The 16,714-nt window shown below is 52.6% G+C and carries 12 protein-coding genes; 5 read left to right on the top strand and 7 right to left on the bottom strand.

From position 1 onward, the window contains the following. Positions 1 to 210: 210 nt before the first annotated feature. The gene (locus DFP98_RS23350) at positions 211 to 1,431 is read right to left on the bottom strand and encodes an MFS transporter (protein ID WP_425455547.1); all 1,221 of its coding nucleotides are present in this window, start codon (positions 1,429 to 1,431) and stop codon (positions 211 to 213) included. 174 nt (positions 1,432 to 1,605) lie between these two features. Here DFP98_RS23350 and DFP98_RS23345 point away from each other — a divergent pair, with 174 nt between their 5' ends. Beyond that, complete coding sequence (locus tag DFP98_RS23345) at positions 1,606 to 2,184, top strand: TetR/AcrR family transcriptional regulator (protein ID WP_116063022.1); 579 nt, start codon at positions 1,606 to 1,608, stop codon at positions 2,182 to 2,184. Positions 2,185 to 2,525: 341 nt separating this feature from the next. Here the strand turns inward: DFP98_RS23345 and DFP98_RS23340 are convergent, their stop codons facing one another. Together DFP98_RS23340 and DFP98_RS23335 are read right to left on the bottom strand one after the other, a co-directional pair. Next, on the bottom strand, positions 2,526 to 3,911 hold the full coding sequence (locus tag DFP98_RS23340) for an ADP-ribosylglycohydrolase family protein (RefSeq protein WP_116063021.1): 1,386 nt from the start codon (positions 3,909 to 3,911) through the stop codon (positions 2,526 to 2,528). 90 nt (positions 3,912 to 4,001) lie between these two features. Continuing rightward, positions 4,002 to 4,862 (bottom strand): AraC family transcriptional regulator, encoded by an 861-nt coding sequence (locus DFP98_RS23335; protein WP_116063020.1) that lies wholly within the window; start codon positions 4,860 to 4,862, stop codon positions 4,002 to 4,004. Between the two features lie 152 nt (positions 4,863 to 5,014). Between DFP98_RS23335 and DFP98_RS23330 the strand changes: the two genes are divergently transcribed. The 4 genes from DFP98_RS23330 to DFP98_RS23315 all read left to right on the top strand — a co-directional run bounded on the left by DFP98_RS23330 (position 5,015) and on the right by DFP98_RS23315 (position 11,456). Continuing rightward, complete coding sequence (locus tag DFP98_RS23330) at positions 5,015 to 5,302, top strand: ArsR/SmtB family transcription factor (RefSeq protein WP_116063019.1); 288 nt, start codon at positions 5,015 to 5,017, stop codon at positions 5,300 to 5,302. A 1-nt stretch (position 5,303) separates the two neighbouring features. Next, positions 5,304 to 7,832, top strand: coding sequence for an FAD-dependent oxidoreductase (locus DFP98_RS23325; protein ID WP_116063018.1), 2,529 nt, complete (start codon positions 5,304 to 5,306; stop codon positions 7,830 to 7,832). A gap of 240 nt (positions 7,833 to 8,072) precedes the next feature. After that, positions 8,073 to 9,674 (top strand): response regulator, encoded by a 1,602-nt coding sequence (locus DFP98_RS23320; protein WP_116063017.1) that lies wholly within the window; start codon positions 8,073 to 8,075, stop codon positions 9,672 to 9,674. A 21-nt stretch (positions 9,675 to 9,695) separates the two neighbouring features. Continuing rightward, entirely contained in the window at positions 9,696 to 11,456 is a 1,761-nt protein-coding gene (locus DFP98_RS23315; RefSeq protein ID WP_116063016.1) for a sensor histidine kinase, read from the top strand. A 125-nt stretch (positions 11,457 to 11,581) separates the two neighbouring features. On the opposite strand, the gene DFP98_RS23310 is transcribed toward DFP98_RS23315, so the two are convergent. From DFP98_RS23310 to DFP98_RS23295, 4 genes are all read right to left on the bottom strand, one after another. Further along, the gene (locus tag DFP98_RS23310) at positions 11,582 to 13,210 is read right to left on the bottom strand and encodes a type 2 periplasmic-binding domain-containing protein (protein ID WP_116063015.1); all 1,629 of its coding nucleotides are present in this window, start codon (positions 13,208 to 13,210) and stop codon (positions 11,582 to 11,584) included. 207 nt (positions 13,211 to 13,417) lie between these two features. Beyond that, on the bottom strand, positions 13,418 to 14,305 hold the full coding sequence (locus DFP98_RS23305; RefSeq protein ID WP_116063014.1) for a carbohydrate ABC transporter permease: 888 nt from the start codon (positions 14,303 to 14,305) through the stop codon (positions 13,418 to 13,420). Positions 14,306 to 14,324: 19 nt separating this feature from the next. Then, on the bottom strand, positions 14,325 to 15,269 hold the full coding sequence (locus tag DFP98_RS23300) for an ABC transporter permease (RefSeq protein WP_246016663.1): 945 nt from the start codon (positions 15,267 to 15,269) through the stop codon (positions 14,325 to 14,327). A gap of 343 nt (positions 15,270 to 15,612) precedes the next feature. Continuing rightward, positions 15,613 to 16,713 carry a glycoside hydrolase family 172 protein gene (locus DFP98_RS23295; protein WP_116063013.1) on the bottom strand — a complete coding sequence of 367 codons (1,101 nt, stop codon included), beginning with the start codon at positions 16,711 to 16,713 and terminating at the stop codon, positions 15,613 to 15,615. Position 16,714: the final 1 nt, after the last annotated feature.

Genomic DNA, 16,714 nt, shown 5'->3' with positions numbered 1-16,714 from the left:
CTAGGTTGAACCCCTGAAGTGGGAACCCCTTGCATTCCCTTTCTCCATTCCATTGGACCATCTCTTGATGTCTTTGGTTCAACTCACCGCCCTTATTTATACTAATTCTAATCTAATAACAATTACGAAACAATGCCAATTAATTTCGTGTACCTTTCGAATCCGCTGCCCATTCCGCTTCATGATCCAAATCGGGCATTTTTGCTGCCTTTAGACAATTCGACGAGTCCGCATCCAGAAGAGCACAGCCGCGGCGCTTACCAAGGCCCCAAGCCAGCATACGCCTATCCAGCCTGCGCGAGAATAAGTCAGAGTGGCGGCAATCGCACCGGCGGCGCTGCCGAAGGAATAAAACATCATATAGGCGGCGGTAAGACGGCTGCGCGCTTCAGGGCGCACGCTCAAAATCAGGCTTTGGTTCGTCACATGTACGGCTTGCACAGCAAAATCGAGAAGAATGACCCCGACAATCAATCCCCACAGCGTTTGCGACATAAGACTCATCGGCAGCCATGACGCAAGCAGCAGGAAAAGCGCCCAGCCCGTCGTCCGTTGGCCCAAGCCGCGATCGGCCAGTCGACCGGCCCCCGCTGCGGCCAACGCACCGGCCGCTCCGGCAAGACCGAAAGCTCCAATCGCACTGTGCGAAAGCGAGAACGGCGGGGAGCTAAGGGGCAGTACAAGCGAAGTCCACAAAATGCTGAACGCCGCAAATATCAACAGCCCCAGCACACCCCGAACGCGCAATACCTTTTCTTGAGCGAATAGCAATATAACCGAACGAATCAAATGCAAATAAGTCAAATCGGTTATGACGCGCGAACGGTTCGGCAATGCCCGCAGCAGAATGCTGGCCATTAGCAGCGTCATAGCGGCGGAGGCGAGGTAAACCGAGCGCCAGCCGGCCAAATCCGTCAATATGCCCGCAACGGTTCTTGCCAGCAAAATTCCGATCACAACGCCGCTTGTTACCAGGCCGATGACTCGCCCCCGTTCGGACGGTGCTGCCAATGTTGCGGCGAAGGCGACGATGGTCTGCACGATTACGGCGAGCAATCCGACTGCGGCGATCCCGGCAATCAGCACCGCTGCCGAGGAAGCCGTGCCGACGACGACTAATGCGGCCACAGACAGCAGCATCTGACCCACGATCAAGCGGCGCTGATTCAACAAATCTCCGAGCGGCACTAGCAGCAACAAACCCAATGCATAGCATATTTGAGTCGCCGTCGTAATGATGCCGATCGTGGAATTCGCCATAGCGAACTCTTTCGACAACACGTCAAGCAGCGGCTGAGCATAATAAATGTTGGCAACCGCCAAACCGCATGTCGCCGCAAACAGCAGCGCCAGCTTGCGAGATACGGATGAGCCTGAAGCGATCCCATCGTCTTCCGCTGCAGCAGCCTTCGATAAATTCGTCATTTTCATTTTAGTTGTACATCCCCTTATTCCGCAGTATATTTTGTACCGATTGGTACATAATTAATATCAAAAATCATAGTTGATGGTAGGGACTCCTGTCAACACTGCGCTTTTTTTTGACAGTTGAAGTTTATAAGGGTAAAATATTTTATACTAAACGGTATGAAAAGAGGCGCTATGATGGTACGACCGCGCGAATTCGATGAGGAGCAGGTTTTAGAGGCGGCTATGCGGCTGTTTTGGGAGAAGGGGTACGAGGCGACATCGCTAAGCGACTTGACGTCTGGCATGGGCATTCAAAAGCCCAGTATCTATTCCGCTTTCGGCGACAAAAAAGCGTTGTTCGAAGCAGCGCTGCGCAAATACACGCAGTCACACGCCGCTTCCGTCCGCTCCAAGCTCCATAACAACCGATCGGCCAAAGAAGCGATTCGGATATTTTTCGAGGATTTGATCGAGGAGGCGTACGGCGAGCAGCCTAACCGCGGATGCTTCTGTATCAATACGATGGTGGAGCTTGCCCCCCATGACGAAAAATTCGAGGTGCTGACGAGGGAGCATCAGATGTATCTTGCGGTTATTTTTCAGGAGACGATCGAACGAGGTGTACAATCCGGAGAGCTTGCGGCCCATTTGAACTCCAAGGCATTGGCTCAGACCTTTGTCGTTTCCTTGATCGGGCTTACCGTAATGTTGAAATCGCGTCCCGACCGGCTCGTAGCCCGCAATTGCTTAGAATCGATGCTGACGTTGCTTTAACCATAGGAAGAATAAACGGGCAACCCGCCCCGTTGTGGATATTAAGCGGAAACTCCGCCTTAAATTCGCCGCCACACCGTTTTTGGGGTATTTAAAGCGGAAACATCGCTTTAAATCTACAATTATGCTCATTTGGAAAATTTAAGATGGATTTCCCACTCTAAATCTGCGTATTTTCCCTATTCGACAAAATTAGCGCGGACTTTCCGCCTAAATTTTTCTGCCTGTTTGCCCCTTCGGTAGCTGTGGCGCTGGCGCTGACAAATGAGAAGGGACAAAATAGATAAGCAGACAACGGAAGTAGTCGACGTTGCGGTCAACTGCTTCCGTTATTCAAGCGGTCAGCCTCGGGACAACTGTTCGCGAACATTCAAGAATGTCTGATAGCTGCGTTCCGCGCATGAGGAAATCGAGACCGGATCAAAGCCGGTCATATCGGCGTAAAACGTATCGTTAAGCGGCTCGATCCATGAGGCCGGCAGCGCGGAGGCTCCTATGGAAGCGCCGAGAATCGAGCCGACGGTCGCGCCGTTGCAGTCCGTATCCCAGCCGCCGAGCACAGCGGTCGTAATGCCTCTCTCGAAATCGCCCTTCGAGTGAATGAGCGCGGCAGCGACAAGCGCCGCATTATTGTTCGTATGCACCTGGTGGTAGTGCTTAAACGCCTCCCAAATACGGTCGACAAGCTCAAGCTGGGTGCGGGACGAATCCGCGATGTCGACGGCTCGGGCAATATCGCTCGCCAGACGGGACGTGGACGGGATTTCCCGCAGCCCGGCGGCGACAATGCGATGGGGATCGGACTCGACGAATGCGGCTGCAATCATGGCGGCCACGAACATTTCGCCGTATATGCCGTTCTTCGTATGCGAGAACGAGGCGTCACGCCAGGCTAATTCCGCCGCCTGCTCCGGATTGCCCGCGGCGGTATAGGCGAAGCCGTCCGCGCGAATCTGCGCCCCGATCCATTCGCGGAAAGGATTCAAATACGTCCGCACCCACTCCTGTTTCTCGAGCCAGTCGGCCGGCTTCTCCGGCGGCATGTGCGAGACGACCTTAGCAAAGTTATAGTAGGCCTGCTGTTCCGCAGTGAACACTTGGCCATAGGTCAGGCGGCTGTGCCACAGCTTGCCGATGTCCCAAGAATCCCAATCCAGCCCCTTCTGCTCCATCATCAGCATGCCAAGCGCCGTATAGCGCACATCGTCGTCGCTTTCCATAAACCTGATCCGTTCGCGGGTGCTTTGCAGACACGATAGACGAAGACCCTGCGATTCGGCTCGCGAACGCTCCGGCGTATATCCGCGAATCGGCCAGGCGTCCGCTCCCTCAAACCACAGCTGAACGTTGCGCCAGCCCGGATTGCCGTTCGCGCCGGCCATCATCGGCTCGGACTCCAACGGTTTGCCGAGCGCGCAGCCGCTCAGTCTTCCCAACCATGCGCCGCGAAATCTGTCGCGCCACTGTTCCTCGCTGTAGCTAGCCTCCAGCCGTCTCAGCCCATCCGGCCGCAAGCGGCGAATCGCCTCCAGCTCCGACGGCTCATCGTAAGGAAAATCCGGCGACGGCGCAAGCCGGCTCAGCTCTTCATACAGCTTCATTAGCTTGCCTTCTTCCTCGCCGCATGCCACGCGAAGCTCCTCGAAGCCGTCAACGTTACAGCCTTCCTCGCGTCTTTGTATAATTTCCATGCGGACCAGTCCGCTTAACCCCGTCCATACCGCCATGCTACGCACCCTTTCGATTAGGTTATCTCTTCTTCTCCAAGATACCCCGAACGGACGCCTCATTCATCTCGTTTCCACATGGCGCTCTTCTCAAAAACGGCTATCTTTCTCCTCCTGCTGCCGCATACGGTACTGCTGCGGATTCACGCCCACGAGCTGTTGAAACGAACGATAAAACGGCGCAGAGCTCTGGAAGCCGCAAGACAAAATGACGTCCGTTACCGAGAGCTTGCTCGTCGCCAGCAGACGCTTCGCTTCCTGAATACGGACTAGCGTCAAATATTCCTTAAATCGTCTGCCGACGCCTTCCTTGAACAGATGCCGCGCTCGCGATTCGCTTAAATTCAACAGCTCCGCGATATCCTTCAACTCGAGAGGCTCATGATACCGATCAGCCATGTAATCGAGCGCCGGCTTAAGCCGCTCCAACGCGTCGCGTCTCTCCCTACTGGCCTCATGCGAGTATAGGGCTTCCGCTGCCCGATACAGCCAAGCGCTTAGCTCCAACATTCGGGCGCGAAGCACTGCGCCGTACTCCGACCGCCGCGATTCGTATTCCGTGATCAGGAAACGGAAAAAATCGGTCAACGACGACAGCCCGCGCAGCATCGGCCGCAGATCGGCCTCCGTCCAGACGCAGGTGCGCACGAACGCATGCAGAAGGCTGCGATGCTCGGCGGGGAGCAATTCGTCGCCGAAGTATACGAAGGCGCACCGGCAGCCCGTCCTCGCATCGGCTACGGCGATATGCGGCTCATAAGGCGGAAAAAGCAGCAGCGTCCCGGCTTCGATCGGCACGGCCTCATCGCCTATGTAGAACGTGCCGCGCCCTTCGAGGCAGAAGCCGATTTCGTAAAAGGAGTGCCAATGCTGCTCGGTGGGCTCCGGCTTCAGCCGATATTCGAACGTATGCATGGGCACGGAAGCTTCAAAGCCGAACATCTCTAGCATATTTTCTCCTCCTCCACATTGCCTGTTCCATTCCCCTCAAGTATACCGTACGAAATCGGGTTTGTACGTTTGCAACTGCCTTCTTGCATCTTGAATCGTTATATCGTAATATTACGATATAACGATTAGCGGAAAGGGGATTAACAACTTCAGTGGAAAACAATTTTAAGCATTACGAAGAGACGGCGGAAATTTTGAAGGCGCTCGCCCATCCGGTGCGGCTGTGCATCGTCAGAGGGCTGCTGACCAAGGAAAGCTGCAACGTGTCCTATATGCAGGAATGTCTGGGACTGCCGCAATCGACTGTATCCCAGCATTTGCAGAAGCTTCGATCGCTCGGCATCGTGGAGACGGAGCGCAACGGACTTGAAATCAACTACTCAGTCAAGGACGAACGCATCAAACAATTGATTCACATCTTCTTAGGGGAGGCAAAATGAGATGACAGGCAAAAAGGTGTTAATTGTCGGCGGGGTAGCAGGGGGAGCATCCGCAGCGGCGAGACTGCGGCGGCTGGACGAGGACGCCCATATCGTACTGTTCGAACGCGATCCCTATATTTCATTCGCCAATTGCGGCTTGCCCTACTATATCGGCGGATCGATTGCCGACCGTTCCAAGCTGCTCGTTCAGACTCCGGAGGGCATGAGAAGCCGCTTCAATATCGATGTGCGCACAGGCAGCGAGGTCGTTGCGCTCGATCCCGCCAGCCGCACCGTGCGCGTGCGCAGCGTTGAGCGCGGCGAATATACGGAAAGCTACGATGCTGTGATTTTGTCGCCTGGCGCCAAGCCGATCCGGCCTAACCTGCCCGGCATCGACAGCAGCCGCATCTACACGCTGCGCAACATTCCGGACACCGACCGAATTAAAACGAAGGTGACCGCCGAAGGCACGCGCTCGGCCATCGTGATTGGCGGCGGCTTCATCGGAGTGGAGATGGCGGAAAACCTGCGCGAGGCCGGACTATCGGTCAGTCTGGTCGAAGCCGCGCCGCAAATTCTGGCTCCGTTCGATGCGGAGATGACCGCCCCGCTCGCTCAGGAACTGGAAGCGCATGGCATCGACTTGCACCTATCCGAGATGGTAGCAAGCTTCGCCGATACGGAGAACGGCATCACGGTAAGACTGGCAAGCGGCCAAGAACTGCATGCGGAGATGGCGCTGCTGGCGATCGGCGTTACGCCGGATACGGCTTTTCTGAAGGAGAGCGGCCTTGCCTTCGGACCAAGAGGACATATTCTCGTCAATGAGCGCATGGAAACGAATCTGGAGAGCGTATTCGCAGTAGGCGACGCTATTGAGGTAAAGGACTTCGTCAACGGCAGCCAAACCGCCGTCCCGCTCGCCGGCCCGGCCAACAAGCAAGGGCGGATCGCGGCGGACAATGTGTGCGGACTCGACACGACCTACAAAGGCTCGCAGGGTACGGCCGTCATTAAAGTGTTCGGAATGACCGGCGCGGCCACAGGAAATAATGAAAAAACGCTGCAGCGGCTCGGCATTCCGTATCATGTCGTCCATGTGCATCCCGGCTCTCATGCCGGCTATTATCCCGGCGCTACCCCCATCTCGCTCAAGCTGCTGTTCAACGCAGAAGGAAAAGTGCTGGGCTCACAAGCGACGGGCTATAACGGAGTAGAAAAAAGAATCGACGACATGGCTACCGTTATCCGTCTGCGCGGTACGGTTGCCGACTTGACGGAGCTGGAGCTGTCCTACGCTCCGCCTTACTCCTCGGCTAAGGACCCTGTTAACATGGCTGCTTATGCTGCGGAAAATGTGCTGGCGGGATTAACGGACGTGTTCACGACGGCGGAGCTGGAGCGGCGAGATGCTGCGACGACTTTACTGATCGACGTCCGCACGGCGATGGAGCACGCCAATGGCCATATACCGGATTCCGTCAACATTCCTGTCGACGAGCTGCGAGGACGGCTGCAGGAGCTGGATCCTTCGAAGGAAATCTGGGTCTACTGCCAGGTCGGACTGCGCGGCTATACCGCCTCGCGCATCTTAGCGCAGAAGGGCTTCCGCGTGCGCAACCTGACCGGAGGCTATAAAACCTGGCAGTTGAGCCGGTATACGCCCGGGAAGCATACCGCAGCACCGGCGGCTCCAATAACGACGGCTACGATGACAGCCGTCCCGGAAACCGCCGCCGCATCCGCGCCTCCCGCGCCCGTCTCCGTCTCGGTCTCCGACGAGCCCGACGCCGTGCTGGACGCCTGTGGACTCTGCTGCCCCGGTCCGCTGCTTCAGGTGAAGAAACAAATAGACGGCATGGAGCAAGGGCAGATCTTGAAAGTAACTGCATCCGATCCCGGCTTTTACGAGGACATCCAGGCATGGGCGCGCATGACCCGCAATTCGCTGCTGAGCGCGGCCAGACTGTCCGGCGGACTTATTGAAGCGGTGCTGCGTAAAGGAGAAGCCGATACGGGCGCGCCCGCCGTCGCCGGAAGCGGCACGCCGCTCGAAAGCCAGCAACCGGCCGGAAGCCGTGCCAGCACCATGGTCGTATTCAGCGGCGACCTGGACAAAGCGATCGCTTCGTTCATTATCGCCAACGGAGCGGCGGCCAGCGGCAAAAAAGTTACGATGTTCTTTACCTTCTGGGGATTGAATATCATCAGGCGGCCCGACAGAATCAAGGTTAAGAAGGATCTGTTCGGAACGATGTTCGGAGCGATGCTGCCCCGCGGCAGCGGCAAGCTGGGCATGTCCCGCATGAATATGCTCGGCGCCGGTCCGAAGATGATCCGCCAGCTAATGCGAAGCAAAAATGTTTCCTCATTAGAGGAACTCATTCAAAGCGCCCTTGAGCAGGGAGTCGAGATTGTCGCTTGCCAAATGTCCATGGACTTGATGGGCATCACGCGCGAAGAGCTGATCGAAGGCGTTCAATTTGGCGGCGTCGGCCATTATCTCGGCAGAGCCGAGATGGCCGGGCATAATCTCTTTATTTAATATCGGCTCTATATATAAAGCGCAAGCCTGAGAGTTAACTCCTCTCTCAGACCTTGCGCTTTTTACATCGCCAACCTGCGGCGACAGGCGACTCGTTTAAATATTCTACATCATGTTTCTACTATTCTACGATATCGCCAGATCCCTGGTCGTAAGCGGGAAAACACCATTTATAATAGTCTTGTCAGCCTTTATGATGAAGATATAAAGCACATCTGGAACAGACAGGGGGAAGCAGCAATGCTTAAAGTCGTAATCGCGGATGATGAACGAATCCAAAGAGAAGGCATTGCCAAGCATGTCGATTGGCCTGCTTATCAAATGCAGGTAGTCGGACTGGCCGAGGACGGTTTGCAAGCCTTGGAATTAATCGAAAAAAACGGAGTCGATCTGCTCATCACCGATATCAAGATGCCCAGAATGCACGGTCTGGAGCTTGCCGAGCGGGCCAAGGAATTTAATCCTCAGCTTAAAATCCTGATCATTAGCGGATACGACGACTTTGAATACGCCAGAACCGCCATCGAGTTGAAAGCGTATGCCTATTTGTTGAAGCCGATTCCCTTTAACAAACTTAATCAGGAATTGGGTCACATAAGTGTCCAGATTCAACAGGAGCGCCTCAAACAGCAAGCACTCTCCACCCTGCAAGACCAGGTCGAGGAAAGCAAACCCGTGCTAGCGGAGAAGTTATTTAAGAATATGTTGGACGGTTTTCTGACAGATGAAGAAATGATTCGCCATAAAATGAAAACGCTATCTATCCCGATCCCCGATTACGGCTTCGATATATTGCTGCTGCAAATGGATAAACCTTCGGATCGCCCGGGTATGGAGAACCCGCTAGATGATCGACAATTCCTCAGTCAACTTACCCAAACAGGAATAGCGGAGAAACACGGACAAATCCTGCAGACGAAGGAGAATGAATTTGTCATCGTGCTGTATGCGCGCGGACCGGACGAACGTTCCTCCCTGCTTAGTACGATTCGTCGGATCAGAGACCCCTTGCCACCTGCCGACAGCCATGCTCTGACGATCTCAGTCAGCGGCCGGAAAGCAAGGTTAAGCCAGCTAAACGAGGCCTATAGAGAGTGCGCAATTGCGGCCGAACAGAAATTTCACCTCGGCAAAGGCCAGGACATCTTCTATCAAGACAGCATGCCCGATCAGCCGTTGTCCCCTCAATACGAAGTTCCCTATGAAGGCTTGATTCAAGCCATGGAGATCGGCAATATTCAACAAGCGGAGCAGTCGCTTGAGGAAATTTTCAACGAATTCGCCAATTCGTCCGTAACCCAAAAACCGGTCGTTAAAGCCTTTTGCTTCAAAATCATAAGCGACATCTTTCGCCTGCTTCACGAGGCCAACGAGAAGGTCGAAGCCGTATTCGGAGAGGAGCATGCATTTTGGAGTCAGTTTCACGATCTGGATACGTTGCCGGAAATGCGCGAGTGGCTGCTGGAAACGGTCGTGTCGGCCTGCCGCCATCTGCATTCCAAACGAATTCGAAAAAATACGAATACGATCGGAAACATCATTCATATTCTTGAAACCCGTTATGCGGAGCCCCTATCTATCGACGAGCTGGCCAAGCATGTCCATCTTACCCCCAATTACATCTCCAACATGTTCAGGGAAACGATTGGAGAGAGCATCATCGACTATTTGACGAAAATAAGAATGAAACACGCCGTTCGCCTGCTTGCCGACGAGTCCGTTCGAATCTATGAAGTCGCCGAGCAAACGGGATATAACAGCACCTCCTATTTTAGCGTCGTATTTAAAAATAGTTTTGGAATCAGTCCGAAGGAATATCGCGATAACGCATCAAAACGGTAACAAGGAGGCTCCCGGACACTGATGAAAACGCTCAACAATATCAAGCTTCGCAATAAACTGCTCATCTGTTACGGCAGTCTGATGATCTTTGCCGTCAGTTTGGTCGGTTTTCTAACCTATCATAAAATCCAATCCTACATTTACGATCAATCGAGCAAATCGTACAGCCAAACGCTTGACCAGATCGTGATGAATATCGAATATAAAATGAATACGCATCAGGAGCTTATGCGTCCTTACATTAACAATAGTAAATTTGTTTCCGCCTTAGTCACCTCCTATCAATCTCCGGCGGATTATTCGTACCAGTACTTGGATACGCTGCGTTCCATTTTTGAGTTGGAGACTCGTTACCCCGCCATTAAAAATATCATTATTTATAAAGACAACGATACTTTGCCGGACATTGGCACTTATCCCGACAATCCCGGCGTATCCGACGCCGGCCATACCGTTATTGATATCGACTTTGCCAAGCAAACGGCTTGGTACAAGCGATACTTCGCCAATCTGGAGGAGGGCGATCTGGTCGGCTTAATCTCACTTTCGAATACGACGATCTGGACGATGAATGAAAACCGGACCTTGATCTCCATCATTAAACCGATGATCTACAATCATGACAAGCTTGCCGGCATTGCCGAGATGCAGCTGAAAGTCGACTCTATTTTGCGCGGCCATATGTTCGGCGAGGAATCGCCGAAGGAGCTTTTCTATATTTTGGATGACGAAGGAAAAGTACAATTCGTGAGCAATCCCGAAATGGCGCCAATCGCCGCCGAGGACGATCTTGCAGGCAGTCTTGTTATGAGAAGCAGCCAGCCTGCAACGCTCGCCTTGGACCGGACCGACGCCTTGTCCGGCTGGAAGTATGTGCTGGAGGTTCCTCTGGATAGCTTAATGCTGAGCGCGCAATCGATCAGAAGCTTTACAATAGCCATTCTTGTTGGCAGCATCGTCATTAGCATCCTGCTTGCGTTGGCCATTGCCCGTGTGCTGACCCGAAGAATTTCACTGCTTGCGCGGCATATGGAAAGACAGGAGGATTTGACGCTCGAAATCGGTCCATCTGTAGACGGGCGGGATGAGATCGGCATGCTGACGCGAAGCTATAACCGGATGATCAAGAGAATTCTGGAATTGATCGACCAGCTCAGAACAAGCCAACAGCTGCAGAAGGAATCCGAAATCAAGTCGCTGCAAGCTCAGATTAATCCGCATTTTCTGTACAACACCTTAGCGACGATTAATTGGATGGCCGCGGACAACGAGTGTCAGAAAATCAGCGTAATGGTCGACAATCTCGCCACCTTTTACAGACTTTCTCTCAATATGGGCAAGCCGTTCTTGCGAATTAGCGAAGAGGTTAAACATATCCAAGCTTATCTGGAAATTCAGAAGGTCAGAATGGAAGACAAAATCAATATTTCCTACGAGATCGCGGACAATATTATGCACTTCTCCACGCTTAAGCTGATTTTGCAGCCTTTCGTCGAGAACGCCATCCTGCACGGCGCCGAGCATAACGTAGGCACAACCCATATTATTATCAAAGGCGGTTTGTCCTCGGACGAGAGCAGCGTTGTATTCGAAATCATAGACGACGGCGTAGGAATGAAAGCTCCCGTTCACAATCAGTATGTGAATCATGGCGGCTACGGGATTCATAATGTTCATGAGAAAATTCAACTGCAATACGGTCATCGTTACGGCGTCAGATTGTTCAGCGAGCCTGGCGAAGGAACCCGGGTTGTCATTCAAATTCCCGCTATCGCACAATAATTGCCCACAAGCAAAAACGCCTTTGGCATCCTTCGGACGATGAAGGCGTTTTGTCGGAGACGATTCAGATATGGAAAGGCGGCGAAGCAGCGCAACGTCTGCATTCACCGCCTGACTCCAGGACGTTATTTCTTCAAGTATTCATCGATCAGCCGCAGCTTCTCCTCTGTCACTTCCGGGGCGCCGATTTTCTTGAAATGCTCAAGCATTTCCTTCGTAATCTTGCGCGCCTCGTCTTCCGTCTTGGCGAATACCGCTTTGGCTTGCCACTTGTCTATTTCCGGCCACAGGTTCCCCCAGTGTTTGTCCCACTCGGGTCCGGTTCCCGCAGGGTTGAAGAGATTGTCGTCGATGGCAAGCCCCTCGGTCCAAGCAGTCTGCGCCAGCTTAAATTCTTCCGTTCCCGGCTCCACCGTAACGGCCGGAACCACGTTAAATTTCAACAAGTTATAGGCTTTAAGGCCAGTGCTCATTTCGAAAGAAGCATCTCCCTTGTCAAGCTCGGCTTTAACCTCGGGCTTAGGCTCGAACAAACCCTCTGCGTTCTTGACATAGTACTCGCCCTCTACGCCGTTCTGCAAGAGGAAGGCGCCTTCATCCGTAGCATTCCAGTTCAGGAATTCCATGAAGCGTTCCAGATTGCGGCCGTTTTCCGCGAACTTCTTGGAAATGGCGATTCCTTCAAACCCGTTGTAGTTCGCCGCTCCGTGGATCGGCATCGGAAGCCCTTCTATGCGAATTGGCGCTGACGGCACATAACGATTGTTGGCGTCGCCGGTCTTCAACACGCCGTTGGCAATATCCATCGGGCCATGCGTGTTAAAAGTAAATCCGACACGTCCGGAGCTTAGCTTGGCTTGATACTGATCGGGCTGCTGCGTCAGAAATTCCCGATCGAGCAAGCCGTTATTGTACAGCTTGTTCATGAATACCATGTACTCTTCAATCTGCGGGTGGTTGAACCACCAATAAAGCTCTTTATGATCCTCAGACAGGTTATACCAGTTTTGAGTCCAGGTATACATAAAGCTCTGTCTTCCCAGATGATCGAACGTAGCCGGAATAATCGGTTTGCCGTCCACATCCGCGATTTTCTCCTTAAAGGCCATGAGTACATTAAACAGTTCATCCGGCGTCTTTGGCACCTCCATCCCTACCTGCTTTAGCCAGTCCTCTTTGATGAAAAATCCGACGACCTTCTTGATCACGTCAGGATGATTGGCAAAGTTGACCGGAAGCACATACATTTTTCCGTCTTTTTTATTGGCGTACACCGACTCGTTATAGCTCTTGTCGCTGAATTTCAGCAGGTTTGGATACTTCTCGAGCCATTCGTCGAGCGGAACAATAAGTCCGGCGTCACCCCACTTGTTCAGAATGGAGTTGCTGACCTCGTTCGTGACATAGCGAACGACATCCGGAACATCTCCGCCGGCCAGCATCATATTCATCTGATCCGCCACTTCGCCGTTGGACATCGTTAAGCGGAGGTCAATGTTCTTGTTCTCCAGCAGCCACTGGCGCATCGGATTGTTCTCTTGCGGAATTTCCGTCGCTCCGATCAACAGCATGTTCACGACAAGCGGATCTTCCTTCGCTGGCGCGCTGGACTCCGGCGCAGAAGATGAGGATGAAGATGAAGACGAGGACGGCGATGCCGTCTTATCCTTGTTGTTGCCGCTGCAAGCCATAAGCGCGGCCGACATCAAGCTGATGACCAGAACAAGCGAGATTGCTTTCCATCTCTTTCTCACCGTAAAACCACCTTTTTTGTATTTTTGTATATTATCACGGTTCCCTAGGGCGTGTATGTAACCTCCGAGGATCGCAGATATTGCCGAATTTTCGTTCCATGCAAGGAACTTTTGTGAAGGCGTACCGGGGGTACGTCAAGCAAAAGTGACGAAGCAGGGGGCGAAAAGGCGGTGATAGATGCCTCCGAGCGGGTTTGCATACACGCCCTAGCCTTTCAAAGAACCGATAATAACGCCTTTGACGAAATACTTTTGCAGAAACGGATAGACGCACATAATAGGCATTACGACGACGACCAATGTCGCCATTTTAATAGATTGGGGCGTAACCGTTTTTCTCGTCTCGCTTACGAGATCGACCATCCCGAAGGAGGTCCCTTTATTCGAACGGGTTAGATCCAATATTTTCATCAGCAGCGATTGCATCGGAATCAGATCCTGCTTCGTCACATAAAGCGTGGCCATCATATAATCGTTCCAGTGGCCAACCGCCGAGAACAGACCCATGGTAGCGAATATAGGCAAACTGAGCGGAAACGCGATTTTGGCATACACCGTCAAATCGTTGGCTCCGTCGATCATCGCGGATTCCTCCAGTTCGGCGGGAAGCGCCCTGAAGAAAGAGCGAAAGATAAAGACGGAAGAAGCGCTGTACAACAATGGAACCACGTACACCCAGAAGCTGTTGAGCAAACCGAGCGACTTGAACAGCAAATAAGTCGGGATCAAGCCTCCGCTGAAGAACATCGTAATAATCAGCATCATATTGATCGCTTTTCTTCCTCTCAGCCTGTTCTTGGACAAGCCGTAAGCCAACAGCGAAACGAGCAGAATGGAAAGGATCGAGCCGATCAGCGTCCTCCCGATCGTAATCGTGTAAGCGTCCAATATATCGCTTCGCACAAAAATCGTTTTGTAATTGTCCAAAGTAAACGCGCGGGGCCAGAAGTGAATCCCCCCTCGGGAGCTGTCGTAGCCTTCGTTGAAGGACAACGCCACGATGCGCCAGAACGGATAGACGAACAGAAAGGATAATACGGTAAGAAATAAATAATTCAACCCTTGAAAAATTTTCTCTCCACGGGATATGATCACGGCGTTCACCTTCCCTTTTTCAGAAAATCCCGTCTTCCCCTAGTTTCTTCACCAGAAAGTTCACGGCGAACAGAGCCATCATGCCGATAATCGATTTGAATACCCCGACGGCCGTAGCAAGCTCATACTGGGCCCGGAATATTCCCATCTTCATCACGTACGTATCGATGATCTCCGCTTTGTCCAGCACCATGGAGTTCTGAAAAACATATACCTGTTCGAAGCCCGCATCCAGAATGCCCGCCATATTCAGAATGAATAAGAGAATAATCGTCGGGCGAATCGCCGGAAGCGTAATGTGCCAGATTTGCCTTAACCGGTTCGCTCCGTCAATGACGGCCGATTCGTATTGATCCATATTGACCGATACAATGGAAGCCAAATAAATGATCGTGCCGAAGCCGATTCCTTTCCAAATATCCGAAGCGACGACCATCCCCCAGAACAAGTCCGGATTTCCGAACCAGAAGATCGGCTCCTTGATTACTCCTAACGAGACGAGCAGATTGTTGACGACTCCGCCATCCGTACTAAACAGCTCATACCAGATGCCTGCTACGACGACCCAGGATACGAAGAACGGCAAGTAGGAAATCGTTTGGGTTACTCTCTTGAATACGCGATTGCGTACTTCATTCAATAAAATGGCCAATATGATCGGCGCCGGAAACCCGAACAGCATCTTAAGCAGGCTGATCGCAATGCTGTTCGTTAGAATGACTTGAAAGTTGGGGCTGTTAAAAAACTCCTTGAAGTTCGCAAGTCCAACCCATTCGCTGGCAAACACACCCTCGAGGATGTCGTAGTCTTTGAAGGCAATCAAGACCCCGTACATCGGCTGATAACAGAAAATCAGAAACCAGATCACCCCGGGAACGACGAACAGATAGAGGTATCTGTTATTCCACAGCTCTCTGCGTAATGAGGTTCCATTTAAGCGCTTACGCTCTAGCTTTTCTTCCATCTTATCCTCCTTGCTTCTCTATACTCTGTCTCGTTGGTCGGCTATTTCATTATAAAATGTAAGCGCTAAACTGATAATTCAGTATCCTACGGCAAGTGTTAAGTATTCTATCGAAATGGGGGCTGCCCCATAAGCACTCCAAGTTGCTTTAAAAGATAATCGATGAACAAGGTGCAAGGGGTATGTATCTCCCTCCGATGCTATACGCTCCCGAAATGGGAATGGGTAAACCCGTGACGAGGTAATTTCAGGAGCGTATGAGGCAGTCTCCGGGAGACACATACCCCTTTCTTTGTCTATCGATCATCCCAAGCAACTCCGCTTATGGACAGCCTTCCGACAGTTATCTAGGCCAACGAGCTTCCGCGCTCGGCAATGTCGGAAACGGAGCATGCGGCTCCGTCTGGTACCAGTAAGCGACGGAGGCGATATCGTCGATGCGCTCATACAATCTCAAACCGTCGTTGCCAATTTTCTGTACAGTCACTCGCAATTGCTGCTCGAACAGGATCGGATCGGCGATATGCCAGCGGTACAAACCGTGCATCGGCACGCTGTCGGGCGAAGTATACTCGCTCAACGTCTTATCGACTGTCGCGTAGTAAGGATAGCCGAGATAAGGCGTGTTATAGATTTGCTCGATGCGCATGCCGTTTTCAACCTCCGTAAAACCCCATGCCCCGCCGAAGTAGTCTTCGACCCCGGTCCCGCAAATCGTCGGATATTCCGTGTCGCCATCCATATAAAATTTGACTTCTCCCTCTCCCCACCAATATCGGCCGAGCGCGGTCCAGGCAAGGAAAGTACCGACGTATTTCCCTCTTCCGCGAACATTATCAATAATCGTGAAGTCGTTGCCGGGCGTAAAATCGTGCTCTCTTCTCCATTGCGCATGGAAGTAGCCGGTATCCTCGGGCAGCTCGTCAACGAGCATGTAGTTGATTTGATAGAAGAACATCAGCTCGGCGGCATGCTGGCTTTCAACGGTGATGACAGCCTTCCGGCGAAAAGGCATCGGAAAATAGCAGTTCATCCCTCCAACCGGGTTCACGACGATCGGTAGAGAATTCACGTTGTATCTGGCTCCGAAACCGTTGCAGAAAAAATCGCCAAGCGGCGCTTCGACAGACGGAGTCTCTTCATGGTCCCAGTACATGCGAAGCACCAGGTCGCTTGGCGCGTAGTAGCCTTTGGAGGATTTCTGCGGAAATGTCATCCACATGCTTTGAATGACGCCGGGTCCGTCGATTTCCGCAATCGTGACGTGTTCCCCCGGCTTCAGAATGAGGCACGGTCTGCCTTTGCGTCCTGCGCCAAGACCGCTTGCCTCCTTCCCGCCGCTTCCCGGCGCGCCATTCGGGTTTTCCGCGCTGATCGAACGGGATCGACCTTTAGGCAAGTGCGCAATCGAAGCAAGGTTAAATCCGTTATAGTCATTTGACATT

It is taken from the genome of Cohnella phaseoli, from assembly GCF_003386235.1.
GTDB lineage: Bacteria > Bacillota > Bacilli > Paenibacillales > Paenibacillaceae > Cohnella > Cohnella phaseoli.
Note: the sequence above shows the minus strand (reverse complement) of the source record. Positions and strands in the feature narration are given on the sequence as shown.